Origin of the sequence: Haemophilus sp. 27098_8_127 (assembly GCF_041433495.1) — a bacterium.
GTDB lineage: Bacteria > Pseudomonadota > Gammaproteobacteria > Enterobacterales > Pasteurellaceae > Haemophilus_D.
This window is the reverse complement of record NZ_JAPWBP010000001.1, coordinates 325,573-341,127: the sequence shown is the minus strand read 5'-3', so window position 1 is coordinate 341,127 and position 15,555 is coordinate 325,573. Positions and strand designations below refer to the sequence as shown.

Annotated in this window: 18 protein-coding genes and 1 tRNA gene; 2 read left to right on the top strand and 17 right to left on the bottom strand. The window is 39.4% G+C overall.

What is annotated here, in order from left to right:
* Window positions 1-2: 2 nt before the first annotated feature.
* The 5 genes from nusA to O3746_RS01580 all read right to left on the bottom strand — a co-directional run bounded on the left by nusA (window position 3) and on the right by O3746_RS01580 (window position 3,129).
* Window positions 3-1,490 carry a transcription termination factor NusA gene (nusA, locus tag O3746_RS01600; protein ID WP_049373488.1) on the bottom strand — a complete coding sequence of 496 codons (1,488 nt, stop codon included), beginning with the start codon at window positions 1,488-1,490 and terminating at the stop codon, window positions 3-5.
* 15 nt (window positions 1,491-1,505) lie between these two features.
* Window positions 1,506-1,961, bottom strand: a complete 456-nt coding sequence (rimP, locus tag O3746_RS01595; RefSeq protein ID WP_049371053.1) for a ribosome maturation factor RimP — start codon at window positions 1,959-1,961, stop codon at window positions 1,506-1,508.
* Between the two features lie 129 nt (window positions 1,962-2,090).
* Window positions 2,091-2,167, bottom strand: a tRNA-Met gene (locus O3746_RS01590).
* A 114-nt stretch (window positions 2,168-2,281) separates the two neighbouring features.
* Window positions 2,282-2,410, bottom strand: coding sequence for a hypothetical protein (locus O3746_RS01585; protein WP_005696016.1), 129 nt, complete (start codon window positions 2,408-2,410; stop codon window positions 2,282-2,284).
* Entirely contained in the window at window positions 2,407-3,129 is a 723-nt protein-coding gene (locus O3746_RS01580; protein WP_371447638.1) for an RIO1 family regulatory kinase/ATPase, read from the bottom strand. Before O3746_RS01580 ends, O3746_RS01585 begins: the two co-directional genes overlap by 4 nt.
* An 88-nt stretch (window positions 3,130-3,217) precedes the next feature.
* Here O3746_RS01580 and O3746_RS01575 point away from each other — a divergent pair, with 88 nt between their 5' ends.
* On the top strand, window positions 3,218-3,778 hold the full coding sequence (locus tag O3746_RS01575) for a DUF1439 domain-containing protein (RefSeq protein ID WP_115912703.1): 561 nt from the start codon (window positions 3,218-3,220) through the stop codon (window positions 3,776-3,778).
* A 27-nt stretch (window positions 3,779-3,805) separates the two neighbouring features.
* On the opposite strand, the gene qseC is transcribed toward O3746_RS01575, so the two are convergent.
* The 4 genes from qseC to O3746_RS01555 all read right to left on the bottom strand — a co-directional run bounded on the left by qseC (window position 3,806) and on the right by O3746_RS01555 (window position 7,096).
* Entirely contained in the window at window positions 3,806-5,161 is a 1,356-nt protein-coding gene (qseC, locus tag O3746_RS01570) for a quorum sensing histidine kinase QseC (protein WP_371447635.1), read from the bottom strand.
* Complete coding sequence (locus O3746_RS01565) at window positions 5,151-5,819, bottom strand: response regulator (RefSeq protein ID WP_014065314.1); 669 nt, start codon at window positions 5,817-5,819, stop codon at window positions 5,151-5,153. Before O3746_RS01565 ends, qseC begins: the two co-directional genes overlap by 11 nt.
* A 75-nt stretch (window positions 5,820-5,894) precedes the next feature.
* Window positions 5,895-6,263, bottom strand: coding sequence for a YgiW/YdeI family stress tolerance OB fold protein (locus tag O3746_RS01560; RefSeq protein ID WP_165818952.1), 369 nt, complete (start codon window positions 6,261-6,263; stop codon window positions 5,895-5,897).
* A gap of 146 nt (window positions 6,264-6,409) precedes the next feature.
* Complete coding sequence (locus O3746_RS01555) at window positions 6,410-7,096, bottom strand: hypothetical protein (RefSeq protein ID WP_371447633.1); 687 nt, start codon at window positions 7,094-7,096, stop codon at window positions 6,410-6,412.
* 106 nt (window positions 7,097-7,202) lie between these two features.
* On the opposite strand from O3746_RS01555, the gene yfaE reads away from it, so the two are divergent.
* The gene (gene yfaE / locus O3746_RS01550) at window positions 7,203-7,451 is read left to right on the top strand and encodes a class I ribonucleotide reductase maintenance protein YfaE (protein ID WP_049355675.1); all 249 of its coding nucleotides are present in this window, start codon (window positions 7,203-7,205) and stop codon (window positions 7,449-7,451) included.
* On the opposite strand, the gene dapB is transcribed toward yfaE, so the two are convergent.
* The 8 genes from dapB to glgA all read right to left on the bottom strand — a co-directional run bounded on the left by dapB (window position 7,446) and on the right by glgA (window position 15,470).
* Complete coding sequence (gene dapB, locus O3746_RS01545) at window positions 7,446-8,258, bottom strand: 4-hydroxy-tetrahydrodipicolinate reductase (RefSeq protein ID WP_065243236.1); 813 nt, start codon at window positions 8,256-8,258, stop codon at window positions 7,446-7,448. The two genes, yfaE and dapB, sit on opposite strands and share 6 nt — an antisense overlap.
* Window positions 8,259-8,275: 17 nt before the next feature.
* The gene (locus O3746_RS01540; RefSeq protein ID WP_178161542.1) at window positions 8,276-8,902 is read right to left on the bottom strand and encodes a LysE family transporter; all 627 of its coding nucleotides are present in this window, start codon (window positions 8,900-8,902) and stop codon (window positions 8,276-8,278) included.
* On the bottom strand, window positions 8,896-9,390 hold the full coding sequence (locus O3746_RS01535; protein WP_371447630.1) for a phosphatidylglycerophosphatase A: 495 nt from the start codon (window positions 9,388-9,390) through the stop codon (window positions 8,896-8,898). The genes O3746_RS01540 and O3746_RS01535 overlap by 7 nt, the downstream gene beginning before the upstream one ends.
* Window positions 9,390-10,370, bottom strand: coding sequence for a thiamine-phosphate kinase (thiL, locus tag O3746_RS01530; protein WP_371447628.1), 981 nt, complete (start codon window positions 10,368-10,370; stop codon window positions 9,390-9,392). The genes O3746_RS01535 and thiL overlap by 1 nt, the downstream gene beginning before the upstream one ends.
* A 57-nt stretch (window positions 10,371-10,427) precedes the next feature.
* The gene (gene nusB / locus O3746_RS01525) at window positions 10,428-10,865 is read right to left on the bottom strand and encodes a transcription antitermination factor NusB (protein WP_049366976.1); all 438 of its coding nucleotides are present in this window, start codon (window positions 10,863-10,865) and stop codon (window positions 10,428-10,430) included.
* A 5-nt stretch (window positions 10,866-10,870) separates the two neighbouring features.
* Window positions 10,871-11,344, bottom strand: coding sequence for a 6,7-dimethyl-8-ribityllumazine synthase (ribE, locus tag O3746_RS01520; RefSeq protein ID WP_005695997.1), 474 nt, complete (start codon window positions 11,342-11,344; stop codon window positions 10,871-10,873).
* Between the two features lie 105 nt (window positions 11,345-11,449).
* The gene (locus O3746_RS01515; RefSeq protein ID WP_371447625.1) at window positions 11,450-13,915 is read right to left on the bottom strand and encodes a glycogen/starch/alpha-glucan phosphorylase; all 2,466 of its coding nucleotides are present in this window, start codon (window positions 13,913-13,915) and stop codon (window positions 11,450-11,452) included.
* 115 nt (window positions 13,916-14,030) lie between these two features.
* On the bottom strand, window positions 14,031-15,470 hold the full coding sequence (gene glgA / locus O3746_RS01510; RefSeq protein WP_371447623.1) for a glycogen synthase GlgA: 1,440 nt from the start codon (window positions 15,468-15,470) through the stop codon (window positions 14,031-14,033).
* Window positions 15,471-15,555 lie beyond the last annotated feature (85 nt).

The window sequence follows — 15,555 nt, the reverse complement described above, 5'->3', positions numbered from 1 at the left end:
CCTTACTCTTCGCTAAACCAGCAAATATTACGCGCAGCCATAATAAAGTCAGCGGCTTGCTCTGCGGTTAATTCTTCGATATCAGCTAAATCATCTACACCTTGCTCAGCAAGTTCTTCAAGCGTAGTAATTTGTTTTTCAGCTAATTTAAAGGCAATGTGACGATTCATCCCTTCAAGATTTAATAAACGATCTTCAATATTCGCTTTTTTCAAGGCTTCTTCTTCAGCTGCAGCAGCTGCAGTAATCGCATCTTTTGCACGACCTTGTAACTCTTCGATAAGATCTTCATCTTCTAAACCATCAATTGCAGTCAGCTCACTCACAGGAACATAAGCTACTTCTTCTAATGAAGTAAAGCCTTCATCCACTAAGATTTGAGCGAACTCTTCATCAAGACCTAATTTATCCATGAATAAATTTAATACTTTGGTGTCTTCTGCTTGATGTTTTTCATTTAATTGTTCGGTAGTCATGACATTTAATGTCCAACCGGTTAATTGTGTCGCTAAACGTACATTTTGACCATTACGACCAATTGCTTGTGCTAAGTTATCAGCATTAACTGCAATATCCATTGAGTGATTATCTTCATCCACGATGATTGAAGTCACATCAGCTGGTGCCATTGCATTGATCACATATTGTGCTGGATTGTCATCCCAAAGTACGATATCCACACGTTCGCCACCTAACTCATTGGTAATCGCTTGAACGCGTGCACCACGCATACCCACACATGCACCAACTGGGTCGATACGTTTATCATTAGATTTCACCGCAATTTTCGCGCGAGAACCTGGATCACGTGCCGCACCACGAATTTCAAGCATTTCTTCGCCGATTTCTGGTACTTCAATACGGAATAACTCGATTAACATTTCAGGTTTCGCACGAGTCACAAATAGTTGTGCAGTTTTGCTTTCTGGATTCACTTTATAAAGCACACCACGAACACGATCACCTGGACGGAAGTTCTCACGAGGAAGCATATCTTCACGCATAATCACGGCTTCAGCTTTATTGCCTAAATCTAAAATAATGCTTTCACGGTTTACTTTTTTCACCGTACCCGTAACAATCTTGCCTTCTTCAGAACGGAATTGCTCAACTACTTTTGCACGTTCTGCTTCACGGATTTTAGTGCTGATTACTTGGCGAGCAGTTTGCATTGCAATACGGTCAAATGCGATAGACTCAATTTGGTCTTCAACATAATCACCAAGTTGAACATTCGGATCTTCAAATTGTGCCGCTTCTAATGTCATTTCTTTTGTTGGCACTTTAACTTCATCAACCACCAACCAACGACGGAATGTATCAAACTCACCCGTTTTAGGGTTGATAGATACGCGAATATCGGTTTCATAGTCATATTTTTTCTTTGTTGAAAGTGCAATCGCACTCTCTAACGCTTCAAAAATCTTTTCGCGTGGTAATAACTTCTCGTTAGATACTGCTTCAGCAGCTAACAAAATCTCTTTACTCATTTTCCTTTTTCTCCTTTAAAATTTTGCGATTACATTGGCTTTTTGAATGTTGCCAAAAATAAGAACTTGTTCCTGACCATCAACAATAAGTGTCAACATGTCATTTTCAATTTTTTCCAATTTACCTTGCCATTTACGGCGATCTAAAACAGGAATACGTAAATGCACAGCGATATCCTCACCCACATAACGTTGGAATTGTTCAAGCGTAAATAACGGACGATCAAGACCTGGTGATGACACTTCTAGGTTATATTTATCCGCAATTGGATCTTCCACGTCTAAAATCGCGCTCACTTGACGACTTACATCAGCACAATCATCAACGCCTACGCCATCGTCTTTATCAATGAATAAACGCACGGTCATAAAGCGACCTGCACGTTGGCATTCAATCCCCCAAAGTTCGCAGCCTAAGTCTTCTACTGCACCTTGAAGCATCTCTTGCAATCTTTGTTCTAATGTTGCCAATTTTTGCTCCTAATCTTAAAATTCAGACATAAAAAAAGGGTTAGGTTCGTCAATGAACCTAAGCCCAGTTTCTAAATTTCTCGTACAAAAAAACCCCAAACTTGGGGTTCTTATTACTGAACTTGTTATTGGTTGCGGGGGCCGGATTTGAACCGACGGCCTTCGGGTTATGAGCCCGACGAGCTACCAAGCTGCTCCACCCCGCGTCCGAAATATGCGGTGTATTATAGTGATCTAAATCAAAAGATCAAGCAATTTCTGCTAATTTTCTTGAAAACTTAAGATTTTTTGACCGCCCTTTGCTTTATCTAAAGTGAGAGTTAGAAGCCAAAACCTGTGCCTAGGCCTACACCAACGCCTACGCCATTACTGCCGCCACCAGCACCTACACCAACAGAACAAGCACTCACTAAAGCACTTAATACAGCCACTAAAAATAATTTTTTCATAGATTTTCCTTTGTTAAATGTTCAAATAACCGATAAACGGCCAATAGGTCCGTTCGTGCAATCGGTTTGAACGGAAGTAAAAGATAATAAAGCCAACGAAATCTTCTCACATAAGACAACATATCAGTCCAATAAGTTGTCGGGCAATGAGATTTATAATAATCAAATAATTCATCAAGCTTTTCATCATCTAAGCTTTTCACACGACATAAACTATCTAAAAATGCCAGCATATCACGTGTAATCAACCAGTGCTCATTATGGCTTTTTGAATGGGATTCAAAGTCCATAAAACTAATCTTACCATCTTTCCATGCAATATCCCGTATGGCTGGACGTCCATGAATAATGCCTTGTTGATGAAGATTAATCAATATCTCCATCGCTGAATGCAAAATATGTGATTTTTCTGCCCAAGACAATTTTTCATCACTCAGCCAGATGTTCAATGTCGGTCCCACATCTTCCAATACTAAATAATCATCTCCTAAATCACATAATTTAGGTACTGGTGCACCAATATTATTTAAATGCTGTAGTATTTCACACTCTTCTTTAAAATGTTGTTTTGGATATGGTTTTAATAATAACCATATCCCTTTTAATTGCTCGGGTTGCTTTAACCAATAATGTTTCCCTAAATATTTAAAGCGGAAAACACGTTCTCCACGATGTTCTTCAAGAAGCTTTTGCACATGGTCTTTAAGTGACGAAGTCATAATCTCTACTTAAATTTTTATTGTGTATTGAAAAGATAAGCGATACATTCTACAAAATTTTCATTCTTTTTCAATCAAGGAGAAAAATATGCATTTTTTGAAAAAAGTGCTTACCATACTGACCTTAGGTTTCTGTACGCTATCTGTACAAGCCTCTCCCTTCAGTATCAGCGAGCAACAAATTAACCAATATTTAAGTGAAAAAGGCACGATTAATGACAAACTCGGTATTCCAGGATTATTTTCTGTGGATTACTCACTGAAAGATTTAGTAACTCAAATCGGGCAAACTGAAAGTAATCGTGTTGAAATGAGTGGTTTGGCTGATACGCTTATTCGTTTATCCGGTAAAACCTATCCAGCTAAATTGCATTTAACCTTTGATGCCGTTCCAGAATATAACGCACAGGAAGGAGCGCTCTATTTAAAAAATCTGCGAATTTTACGCTGGTCTGGCGAACCTAATAGTGCAATGGAGCAACTCCAAGATGTTATGCCGCTATTAAGCGATGGTGTGGCAGCATTATTAAGTCGGATGCCTGTTTACACCTTGGATGAAAGTGACATGAAACAAATGCTGATTAAGAAGTTTGCCAAAGAAATTAAAGTTGAAAAAGGTCGACTGGAATTAATTGGTGGAATGTTTTAACAATAAGGGCGTATTAAACGCCCTTTTTTATAACTCAATGATAGCTCGCAAACCTTGAATTTGCCCGTTAGCTTCAATATTTTCTAATCGGAAACGATAGTGATGCAATTCTGCTATTCTTGCCACAATAGACAATCCAAGCCCACTTCCCTTTTCATTTTGTCCTGCAGGACGATAAAAACGCTGCCCTAATTTTGCTAATTCTTCTGGCGTAACACCACCGCCATTATCTTCAATAAGAATTTTACGAGGCTGCAAAATCACTCGAACCAGAGTGCCTTGAGGACAATATTTAATGGCATTATCCAACAAGTTTCTCAACATTTGGGCAAGTAATAATGGCTGCCCTTGCTTAACGGCAGGATCTCCCTGATGCTCAAACTGCAATTCGATTTGGCGTTGCTGTGCACTGAAATATAACTCACCGATAAGTGAAGTTATAATTTCTGACCAATGAATAGGCTCCTGATGATTTAATTCTTTAAGATTATCCAAGCGGGAAAGTGTAAGAAGCTGTTCAATTAATTGGGTTGCTCGATCGATACCTTGGGTTAAATGCGCTAAGGCCATTTCACGCGTTTGTGCATCATCGCCAGCCAACTGTGCGACTTCTGTTTGAATGCGCAATGCCGCTAATGGACTACGTAATTCATGTGCTGCATCAGAAACAAAACGTCGCTCCCGTTCTAGCTGCTCACTGGTACGTGTGAAAAATTGATTTAAGTTTTGGACTAACGGTAGAATCTCTTTTGGCACATCATCAATTTCTAATAACGACACATCACCTGGTCGGCGAGCTTGTACGTTTCGACTCAATCGATTAATTGGTTTTAATGCTCGATAAATCACAATAAACGCGACCAATAAGAGTACTGGTAATCCTGCAAACCAAATTCCCGTTTGGCTGAAAACCATTTTATTGACCAACTCTTCGCGGTATTCCAATTCTTGTCCCACCGCAATGACAAGTTCACCTTTACCGACAGGTTGCCAATAAATCAGCCATTCATCGTCATCATCTAAAATATGTTCTTTGCTAAAACCGGTCTTATTTTGAAAAATAAATTTGTCGCCATTATCACCATCGGTTAATAGTCTTTCGCCTTTGTTAGAAAATATAGCAAAGGCTAGAGCGTCATTATCGTAATGACGTTTCTGCGGTTTAAATCCACCACGTGGAAAATTCGCATTTTCGTCCAACAATACATTTTTTAAATCAGAGGTTGCCAAACGCTCAGCAAAAAGCACTTGTTGTGCATTAAACACATCTTTGACTTCTTTTTTAACAACCGTCCAAGCAACAGCCGTGGCAACGCACCACACACAAAGTGCGGTCAAACTTAAACCGATTAAGAGACGAAAACTCAGTCGTTTATTTTTCATTAACTTGTCCTAAAGCATAGCCTACGCCATGTACCGTACGAATAAATTGTTTACCCAACTTTTGACGCAAATTATAAATATGTACGTCCAATGCACCACTACTTAATTCTTCATCCCAATTTGACAATTTTTCTTCAATGGTCGCACGTGAAAGCACTCGTTCTTTATTCAGCATAAAAAGCTCGAGTAATTTATATTCACGTCCGGTTAATGTAATTTCATCCTCATTCAACCAAGCCTTACGCTGTGCAGGATCGAGTTTGACATTGCCATGTTCAATCTGTGGTTTAACTTGCCCATAACGACGACGAATTAATGCTTGTAATCGCACTACCACTTCAGCCAAGGCAAAGGGTTTGCAAAGATAATCATCGGCACCTTGTTGAATGCCTTTAATCCGTTCATCCAATGTATCACGTGCAGTTAAGATCAATACAGGCACATCTTGATTATTTGAGCGCCATTGTTTTAATACATCCAAACCATCCAGTTTAGGCAGGGTTAAATCCAATACCACCGCATCATAAGGTGCACCAATTAAGGCATTTAATCCACTTTGCCCATCAGTAAACCAATCTACAATAAAACCTGATTTCGTTAAACCAATTTGCAGACCATTGCCGATGAGAGGATCGTCTTCTACTAATAAAACTCGCATAATATTGACCGCACTTTTCTCTTTCTCAAAACGAAAAAATGGCGGGCTTTTGCCCACCACTTCAAATTATATGAATTATTGCGCTTTTTCAACGCTAATGACTTCAAGCTCAGCTTTTTCAAAAGCGTCATTATCCAATTTACCGTAAACGCGGATTTTATCCTGAGGTCCCACATTTAAGCCATTCCAAACGCGGTTTTTAATTTCTAATTTGATTTGGTCTGTACCATCGGTGAAAACATATTCATCACCATCAATTTGTTGAGTGATGTTACCGACTAAGGTAATCATAGAATTATCTTTCGCAGATAATGCTTGTTTAACAGTCAGTTGTTGACCTTGGTTACCACCTTGGAAGCCACCTTGTGCAGTATTGCCATTAAAACCAGCAAATGCTGCTGAAGTAGATAAAGCTAAAAGGGTTGCTAAAGCTAATTTTTTCATCATGTTCTCCTAAATAGAATTAAGCATAAATTAATCATGTTTCAAAGCGAAGGATTATCCTCATTGCCGCCTTGTTAATGCTTATTAAACACAACAAATCTTAATGAAATCTTAAGCAACCTTAAGATTTTTAAATTTTTTTAGAATCACCAACAAAATCGCTCATTCACCCAGTTATCTTGGCGTTCTTTTTCCCATTTCGCTTTATTTTCAGGATTAGCAAAATAGCGGTCTTGCTCAACTAAACGCGCATCAAGTTTTGCCTCTGCTTCTTTTAATGCCTGTTTTCTATCTGGATGTTTGCTTGGTAATTGAGGTAAAAACACCGTCTGGTACGGATGATTTTTCGCCCAGTCAATCGCATCTTGCGCCGCCTTGTGTTGCTTATTCAAATCACAGAACGCATACGGATTAACATGTTGCCCGACTAATTGCCCAAATGCCGTGTTATTCGATACTGTTAATTTATCTAAATCCAACACATATAACGCCGTGATTAAACGGTTTTGCCCACGATAAAACCATTTTACCGCTTCATCACGCAAGCCAAAATCATAAGCACGAGCAGAAAGTGCAAACATCGTCATCGGAGAAACAAAATCCACTTTTTTCTCAATAATATTGACCGCACTTTCAAAATCTTTTTGTGTATTTTTCAGTAATAACGCATCAATATCTTTGTTCACATTAATCTGTTCAAGTCGCCCATCTCTGGCATCGTAATAAGGCTTTACATACATATCAATGTGCTTAACCGGCTCTTTTGAAATGGTGCTACAAGCCGTTAATAAAAGTGCGGTTGAAATCCACGTTAATTTTAGAAAGGTTCGCATAGTCTTCCCTTATGATGAATATTAGCTCGCTATATTACAACAAAAGAGCCGTGAGTTTTACTTCTCTTTCTTCTATAATGAGCAAAATTTTGTTTTATTTTGTTTCATGAAAATCCATCTTATTCAGCGCCAAATCACCTTAGATTTTGATAACCAAACTTCCCTGCTTAACTTTTTAGAACAACATCAAATTCACCATGAATATCAATGTCGTTCTGGCTATTGTGGTTCTTGTCGCGTTAAGATCAAAAAAGGCAAGGTTTCCTACGCTGAAGAGCCCCTTGCCTTTATTCAACCCGATGAGATTTTACTCTGTTGTTGTCGGGTGGAAAGTGATTTAGAAATAGAATTATAAATTATTCAAATCCAACACATCTGTCATATCAAACAATCCGTGAGATTGTTTTTCTAGCCATTTACCTGCACGCACTGCGCCATTAGCAAATGTCATACGGCTTGATGCTTTGTGGGCAATTTCAACGCGCTCACCAATATCCGCAAACCAGACACTATGCTCACCCACTACATCAGAGGCACGAATGGTAGAGAAACCAATTTCATCACGTTTGCGTTCGCCTGTAATGCCTTCGCGACAAAATACGCCATGTGTTTTCAAATCACGACCAAGGGTTTTCGCAATGTGTTCGCCCATTGAAAGTGCGGTACCAGATGGTGCATCCACTTTGTGGCGGTGATGTGCCTCAATGATTTCGATATCGCAATAATCGCCCATCACTTTGGCGGCTTTTTCTAATAGTTTAAACACCAAATTCACCCCTACACTGAAGTTGGAGGCAAATACAATGGCGATTTTTTCCGATGCAGCTTGAATTGCGGCTTTACCTGCATCATCAAACCCCGTGGTACCAATCACCATTTTTTTGTTATGAGCAACACAAAATGCGATATGCTCAAGTGTGCCTTCTGGACGCGTGAAATCAATCAGCAAATCAAAGTTGTCTTTTTCCGCATTTAAATCATCTGATACTTTGATACCTAATGCACCAATACCCGCAAGCTCACCGGCATCTGCACCAACTAAAGAAGAACCTTTACGCTCAAAAGCGGCACCTAATTCTGCCCCTTCTGCATTATGTACGGCTTGAATTAATTGACGCCCCATTCTTCCGCCAGCACCGGCGATCGCAATTTTTAATGTCATGTTTTGTCCTTTTTTAATCAAATTAAAGCGTGTTGAACACCACTATAAATTAAATATATTCCGAAGAAAATAAAAATCAGCCCTGCTGCATTATCAATATAGCGACTATATTGGCTATAAAACTGTTTTGCAACAGAACGCGAAAAAAGCACTGAAATGATGTAGAAATATAAAAAGGTTTCTACGGTAATCACGGCAAGTGCGGTCAAAATTTGTGATGTTTCGGTAATATTCACTAAAACCAATGACATCACACTGCTGAAGTAAATCACAACTTTAGCATTAGATAAATTCACCAATAAGCCTTTCATAATGCTCGTTAATATTGATTGATTTGGCACATTTGCATTCTGCTTTTCATCAAAAACCGCATTGGTTTTTACTTTTGCCATTTTAATGCCGAGATAAACTAAATACGATCCGCCAAGCATCATCACAATACCTTGAATAATTGGCATAGTGGCAAAAATAATGGCAAGTCCTAAAACGGCAGCCGTAGCCCAAATTAATACACCAATGGTAATCCCAATCACGCCACCAATGGCTTCTCGACGAGAGCTCATGGCAGAAATTCGGCTGACATAGAAAAAATCTGGGCCAGGCGAAAGTAAACCAACAAGATGAATAATCATCAAATTTAGCATGGCAAGCCTACAATACGTAATATCACAATCACGATAACAGCATAGATTGCTGCTAAAACATCATCTACCATAATCCCAAAACCACTTTCCAGTTTTTGATCAAAATAACGGATAGGATAAGGTTTTAAGATATCGAAGAAACGGAACAGTACAAAGGCAATGACAATCCAAGGCAAGGATAAAGTTGGAATTGCGGCTAACACGATAAATACCCCAACAAATTCATCCCAAACAATGGAGCCGTGATCATGAACGCCCATATCATCTGCAGTTTTTTGACATAGATAACAGCCAAGCGCAAAGCAAAGTGCGGTCAAAATTAAGAAGATTTTTAGTCCAAGACAAGCTAATAATGCCGAACCTAAAATCGTTCCAGCTAAACTTCCCCATGTACCCGGTGCTGGACGAATTAATCCTGAACCGAAACCTAATGCAAGTAAGTGAACTGGATTTTTTAAGTTAACTCTATCAAGTGGTGAACTCTTCATTATTTATCCTTAAAATGATCGAAACCAGACGGTGCTTGATAATTGATTACACGTCCATCTTTTAAAAAAGTAATCTGATTGTTATTTTGCTGAACAATTTTTCCGATACAAGTGCAAGGTATATTCAACGATTGAGATAACGTCTCAATCTCAGATTTTTTATTTGCGGGAACCGTAAAGCAAAGCTCATAATCTTCCCCGCCACTTAATGCAAACACTTCTGCTTTTTCTAAGCTATATGTTTTTTTGAGTGATGTAGATAAAGGCAAGAAGGATAAATCAATCTCTGCAGAACATTGGCTTCTCGTTAAAATATGTCCTAAATCAGCGACAAGACCATCTGAAATATCAATGCATGAATGCGCTACATCCATTAAGGCTTGACCTAATTCAACGCGTGGCATTGGGTGAAAATGACGTTTTACTAAAAATTCAGTATCAAAATCGACCGCACTTTTACCCTGTAAGATCCAATTTAAACCCGCCGCGCTATCACCTAACGTGCCCGATACATAAATTAAATCTCCAACCTTCGCGTTATGTCGGAATAAAGCCTTTCCTTTTGGTACGAAACCTTGTGCCGTAATGGTGACAGAAAGTGGGCCTTTCGTTGTATCGCCACCAATTAACGTCACCTCATATTGATTTAATGTATCAAACAGACTTTGACTAAATTGGCTTAGCCAGTTTTCATCAACTTCAGGTAATGTCAGTGCAAGAGAAATCCAAGCAGGTTTAGCGCCCATAGCAGCTAAATCACTTAGATTTGTCGCGATAGCTTTATAGGCTAAATCTTGGGGAAAAATAGAAGATAAAAAATGCGTACCCTCGACCATTGTATCGGTGGTGATCGCAAGCTGATAGCCTTCTGGAATATGAGTGATCGCACAATCATCCCCAATACTGAAATCAACAAAGTGTTGATTGCCTTTTTGTATTGAGAAATATCGTCCTATAAGATCAAATTCACCCGAACTCATTTTATCTGCGCACCAAAAAACAAAGGGCAGACATTTGTCTACCCTACATTTGAATAATTATTTGCGACCTAATGCAGGAGCGACTTTATCCAATACACCGTTAATGTATTTATGGCTCTCATCTGCACCAAACACTTTCGCCACTTCAATTGCCTCATTAATCGCCACTTTATACGGTACATCTGGCTCAAATTGAAGTTCGTAAACCGCTAAACGCAAAATCGCTTTTTCAATCGGATCTAATTCATCCAACGCACGATCTAAATAATGGCTCATTGAAAAATCAACGGCTTCTACATTCGCAACGGTTTGACGAAAAAGGCGGCTAAAATAAGGTTTATCCACACCTTTTAAATCTTGATCCACAACGAACGTGAGTTCCACTTGTTCTGGTGCATTACCAGACAGCGCCCAAGAATATAATGCTTGAACCGCACATTCTCTCGCTCTACGACGTGGCGATACTTTTTTTACAGGTTCTTTTTTCTCTGTCATTGGAATTATGCCGCATCAATTTGTTGTAAAAGGTTCACCATTTCAAGTGCAGTTAATGCTGCTTCAGCGCCTTTGTTACCTGCTTTAGTACCTGCGCGTTCAATAGCTTGTTCAATGTTTTCAGTCGTTAAAACACCAAATGCCACTGGAATTTCAGCTTGCATTGCTACTTGACCTAAACCGCTGCTTGCTTCACCCGCTACATATTCAAAGTGAGCTGTACCACCACGGATTACTGTACCTAGTGCCACGATTGCATCAAATTTTTTGCTTTCAGCTAAACGACGTGCTACTAATGGAAGTTCATACGCACCTGGTGCACGAACGATTGTAATATTCTCATCTTTCACTTGGCCGATACGTTTTAATGCATCTACCGCACCTTCTAATAAACTTTCATTAATAAAACTGTTAAAACGAGCAATCACCACTGCGATTTTAGCATTTGGCGCCGCTACCGCACCTTCTAAAACTTTCATACTTTTTCCTAATCTGAATGAACAATAAATTTGACGGTGGATTTTAGCATAAAAAGAAACCCTGTGGAAATAATCCGACAGGGTTTTCTATGAGTGGAAAAGAACTTACTTCTCGAGTTTTAACGGTTCAATTTTCCAGATATTTTTCGCATATTCAAGAATTGTACGGTCTGATGAGAAGAAGCCCATGTTCACCATATTTTGAATGGTACTTGCTATCCACACGTCACGATCTTGATATTTTTTATCTACTGCTTTTTGCGCTTCCACATAACTGCGGAAATCAGCAAAAGATTGATAATAATCGTGGTATTGTAAACCTTGAATGAGAGAGTGATAACGGTTCGGTTCTTCCGGCGAGAAATCACCACGGATAATTTGGTCAATAACTTCACGTAATTGCTCGTCATTTTGATAATAATCAAACGGACGATAACCTTCGCGACGTAAGGCTTCCACTTGTTCAACCGTATTACCAAAGATAAAGATGTGGTCTTCACCAACATTATCTAAAATCTCAACGTTCGCACCATCAAGCGTACCCAATGTTAACGCACCATTTAAGGCAAACTTCATGTTACTGGTACCTGATGCTTCTGTTCCTGCAAGAGAGATTTGCTCAGAAATATCTGCCGCTGGAATGATTAATTGTGCAAGACTTACGCTGTAGTTCGGGATAAAGACAACTTTTAAACGACCTTTTAAGCGTTCATCATTATTGATAACATTCGCGACATCGTTAATTAAACGAATGGTTTGTTTTGCTGCATAGTAAGCTGAAGCCGCTTTACCCGCTAGAATGAACACACGTGGCTGCCAATCTTTTTCTGGATGAGCCAACATTTCGTTATAACGTGCAATAATGTGTAACACATTAAGCATTTGACGTTTGTATTCGTGAATACGTTTTACTTGTACGTCAAATAAAGCATGTGGATCTAAATCGATATCAAGTGTTTTCTTCACATATTGTGCTAATTTCACTTTGTTATCGTATTTAATATCCGCAACTGCACGCTTAAATTCACCTTTATCTGCAAAGGCTTTAAGTTTTTCAATTTGGCTTAAATCGCAACGCCATTCAGAACCAATATATTGATCAAATAAAGCCGCTAATTTCGGGTTCGCTACAGCAAGCCAACGACGCGGTGTCACACCGTTTGTTACATTGGTGAAACGTTCCGGATAGATACGAGCAAAATCAGCAAAGGTTGATGTCACCATAAGATCTGAGTGAATTGCCGCAACACCGTTCACTTTATGCGAACCCACAACAGACAACCATCCCATGCGCACTTTACGTTGATATCCTTCTTCGATAAGTGAAACGCGACGGATAAAGTCCATATCAGTCGTGACATACGTTTTCACATATTCAAGGAAATGATCATTGATTTCAAAAATCATTTGTAAGTGACGCGGTAAGATCTTCGCCATCATTTCTACCGGCCAGGTTTCTAATGCTTCTGACATTAAAGTATGGCAAGTATAAGAGAAGATTCGACGAGTCACATCCCAAGCGTTTTGCCATGAGTAACCATGTAAATCGATTAAAATACGCATCAACTCAGGAATGGCTAATGCCGGGTGGGTATCATTCAAGTGAATCGCTACTTTATCAGCAAGATTATCCAATGTACCATGGGTTCTTAAATGGCGACGTAGAATATCTTGCAAAGATGCAGATACCAAGAAGTACTCTTGACGTAAACGTAACTCACGACCATTCCAGGTAGAATCATCTGGATAAAGTACGCGAGAAAGGTTTTGGTTAGCGGAACGCGTTGCCACCGCTGCTAAATGATCACCACGGTTAAATTCAGCTAAATCAAATAACTCTCCACCATGAGCAGACCATAAACGTAAAGTCGATGCCGAATCATTTTTGTAGCCTGGGATCATTTGGTCGTATGCAAGTGCGGTCACTTTTTCAGCCGGATTCCAGATACATTTTTTATCTTCAAAATAAATATGACCACCAAAATCAATACTGAAACGTTTTGATGGACGCATAAATTCCCAAGGTGCACCTTTTTCCAACCAATCATCCAGACGTTCAACCTGTTGACCATTTTCAATTTTTTGACGGAACATACCGTATTCATAACGAATACCGTAACCCATCGCAGGAATGGCTAATGTTGCCAGTGAGTCCATAAAGCAAGCAGCAAGGCGACCTAAGCCCCCGTTACCTAAACCTGGATCCACTTCTTTTTCAATAATCTCTTCTAAATTAACATTTAATTCAGCCAGGGCTTTTTCTGCCACGTCATAAACACCTTCTGCGATCATTGCATTAGAAAGTGTACGGCCGATTAAGAATTCCATAGAAAGGTAATAAACACGACGGGTTTCTTCTGCACGAGATTGACGAGCGGTGGTAATCCAGCCTTCAGTCACTAAATCACGTACCGCATGAAGGGTTGCATTTAACCAGTCGCGTTGACTCGCCTCTTTTGGTGAACGACCAATTAAGAAAATTAATTTATAAACAATTGCTTTTTTCACGCCTTCAACATCAAGACTTGGTCGATTGTAGAGAAATGGCGAATCAAAATTGTCCATGATCATAGAAAATAAAACCTCAATAAAAAAATCGCGCAAATTTTAAGCTTTTTTACGAAAAAAACAACAAAAATTCCCCCTTCAAAGGCGATTATTTCGAAGAGGGAGTCAATCCATTGAATTATGAGTTTAAAATGCTTAAATAGAGCTGCTCATATTGAGCGGCCGCATTTTTCCAACTAAAGTCCTGTGCCATGGCATTATTACGCACCATCGCCCAAACACGTTGTTTTTGCCACAAGGCAAAGGCATGCTGGATAGCACTTCGTAAATCATCTGCTTCGGCTTTTTGGAATACAAAACCTGTTGCAGTACGCTCTTTAATGGTTTCACTTGTACTGTTGGTCACGGTATCTGCTAATCCTCCCGTTGCACGAACAAGCGGCAATGTGCCATATTGCAACCCATATAATTGAGTTAATCCACAAGGTTCAAAGCGGCTTGGTACCAAAATGACATCACCACCGGCAACCATCAAATGTGAAAGTGCTTCATCATAACCAATTTTTACTGCAATATTTTCTGGGTAACGTTGTGCTAATTGGCAAATTCCTTCTTCCAAATGTTTTGCACCAGAACCGAGAATAGTTAATTGACCACCTTGTTTAACAATTTCATCCGCTGTGGCAATCAGTAAATCCACGCCTTTTTGTTCGGTTAAGCGAGTCACCATCACAAATAAAAGTGCATCAGGTTGTTGTGGCAAATTAAAATAATCTTGTAAATCCGCTTTATTTTTCTTCTTACCCGCGATGGATTTCAATTTGTAGTGATGCTGAATATAAGCATCACAACTTGGATGCCAAATTTCTTGATCAACACCATTTAAAATCCCCACCAACTTGCCAGCTTCACGTAAACCTGTTAACAAGCCTTGTAAGCCATAAGCAAAGTCTGGTGTGGTAATTTCTTTCGAATAAGTTGGACTCACTGCTGTGACCATATCAGAATAATAGAGACCTGCTTTCAAATATGAAATTTGGCCAAATAACTCTAAACCATCAACATGGAACATACCTTCCGGCAATCCAATTTCATGTAAATGGCGATGAGCGAATTGTCCCTGATAAGCCAAGTTATGAATCGTAAATACCGATTTTGCTGGACGGCCTTTATTGAAGAGATAAGCGGCGGCTAAGCCCGCATGCCAATCGTGGGCATGAATCACTTCAGCTCTCCACCAACTATCTAAGCCTGTCGCAAGCTCGGCTCCCACCCAGCCTAATAAAGCAAAGCGTTTATAGTTATCAGCATAATCGTTGTAATCGGTATCATGATAAGGATTCCCTTCCCGCCAATAGAGATGTGGTGCATCAATCAGATAAATTCCTACGCCATTGTATTCGCCATAACGCAATACAACATGACCAGCAAAATTATCAAATTCTGTGACGACATGCGTATTCTCAATGCCCGCTGAAATTTTTGGATAAGCCGGCAACAAAATACGTGCATCAATACCAATTTCTTTTTGTGCAAAAGGCAATGCCCCTAAAACATCGGCAAGTCCGCCAGTTTTGAGTAAGGGATACAGCTCCGAGCAAACATGTAAAACTCTCATAATTTTCCTTTTATACTTAAAATTGTGCTGTCATTAATAACAGCACAATCTTTTTAGTTCACTTAAAACACTGTCAAAATTGACC

What these genes read in the sequence shown, in the direction of transcription:
- yfaE (WP_049355675.1), top strand. Translation starts at nt 7,203, where the DNA reads ATGAAAATCCATCTTATTCAGCGCCAAATCACCTTAGATTTTGATAAC.
- ribE (WP_005695997.1), bottom strand. Translation starts at nt 11,344, where the DNA reads ATGAAAGTTTTAGAAGGTGCGGTAGCGGCGCCAAATGCTAAAATCGCA.
- O3746_RS01555 (WP_371447633.1), bottom strand. Translation starts at nt 7,096, where the DNA reads ATGCGAACCTTTCTAAAATTAACGTGGATTTCAACCGCACTTTTATTA.
- O3746_RS01585 (WP_005696016.1), bottom strand. Translation starts at nt 2,410, where the DNA reads ATGAAAAAATTATTTTTAGTGGCTGTATTAAGTGCTTTAGTGAGTGCT.
- O3746_RS01560 (WP_165818952.1), bottom strand. Translation starts at nt 6,263, where the DNA reads ATGAAAAAATTAGCTTTAGCAACCCTTTTAGCTTTATCTACTTCAGCA.
- O3746_RS01535 (WP_371447630.1), bottom strand. Translation starts at nt 9,390, where the DNA reads ATGAAGAGTTCACCACTTGATAGAGTTAACTTAAAAAATCCAGTTCAC.
- nusA (WP_049373488.1), bottom strand. Translation starts at nt 1,490, where the DNA reads ATGAGTAAAGAGATTTTGTTAGCTGCTGAAGCAGTATCTAACGAGAAG.
- O3746_RS01515 (WP_371447625.1), bottom strand. Translation starts at nt 13,915, where the DNA reads ATGATCATGGACAATTTTGATTCGCCATTTCTCTACAATCGACCAAGT.
- O3746_RS01565 (WP_014065314.1), bottom strand. Translation starts at nt 5,819, where the DNA reads ATGCGAGTTTTATTAGTAGAAGACGATCCTCTCATCGGCAATGGTCTG.
- O3746_RS01540 (WP_178161542.1), bottom strand. Translation starts at nt 8,902, where the DNA reads ATGCTAAATTTGATGATTATTCATCTTGTTGGTTTACTTTCGCCTGGC.
- nusB (WP_049366976.1), bottom strand. Translation starts at nt 10,865, where the DNA reads ATGACAGAGAAAAAAGAACCTGTAAAAAAAGTATCGCCACGTCGTAGA.
- thiL (WP_371447628.1), bottom strand. Translation starts at nt 10,370, where the DNA reads ATGAGTTCGGGTGAATTTGATCTTATAGGACGATATTTCTCAATACAA.
- O3746_RS01580 (WP_371447638.1), bottom strand. Translation starts at nt 3,129, where the DNA reads ATGACTTCGTCACTTAAAGACCATGTGCAAAAGCTTCTTGAAGAACAT.
- qseC (WP_371447635.1), bottom strand. Translation starts at nt 5,161, where the DNA reads ATGAAAAATAAACGACTGAGTTTTCGTCTCTTAATCGGTTTAAGTTTG.
- glgA (WP_371447623.1), bottom strand. Translation starts at nt 15,470, where the DNA reads ATGAGAGTTTTACATGTTTGCTCGGAGCTGTATCCCTTACTCAAAACT.
- O3746_RS01575 (WP_115912703.1), top strand. Translation starts at nt 3,218, where the DNA reads ATGCATTTTTTGAAAAAAGTGCTTACCATACTGACCTTAGGTTTCTGT.
- dapB (WP_065243236.1), bottom strand. Translation starts at nt 8,258, where the DNA reads ATGACATTAAAAATTGCGATCGCCGGTGCTGGCGGAAGAATGGGGCGT.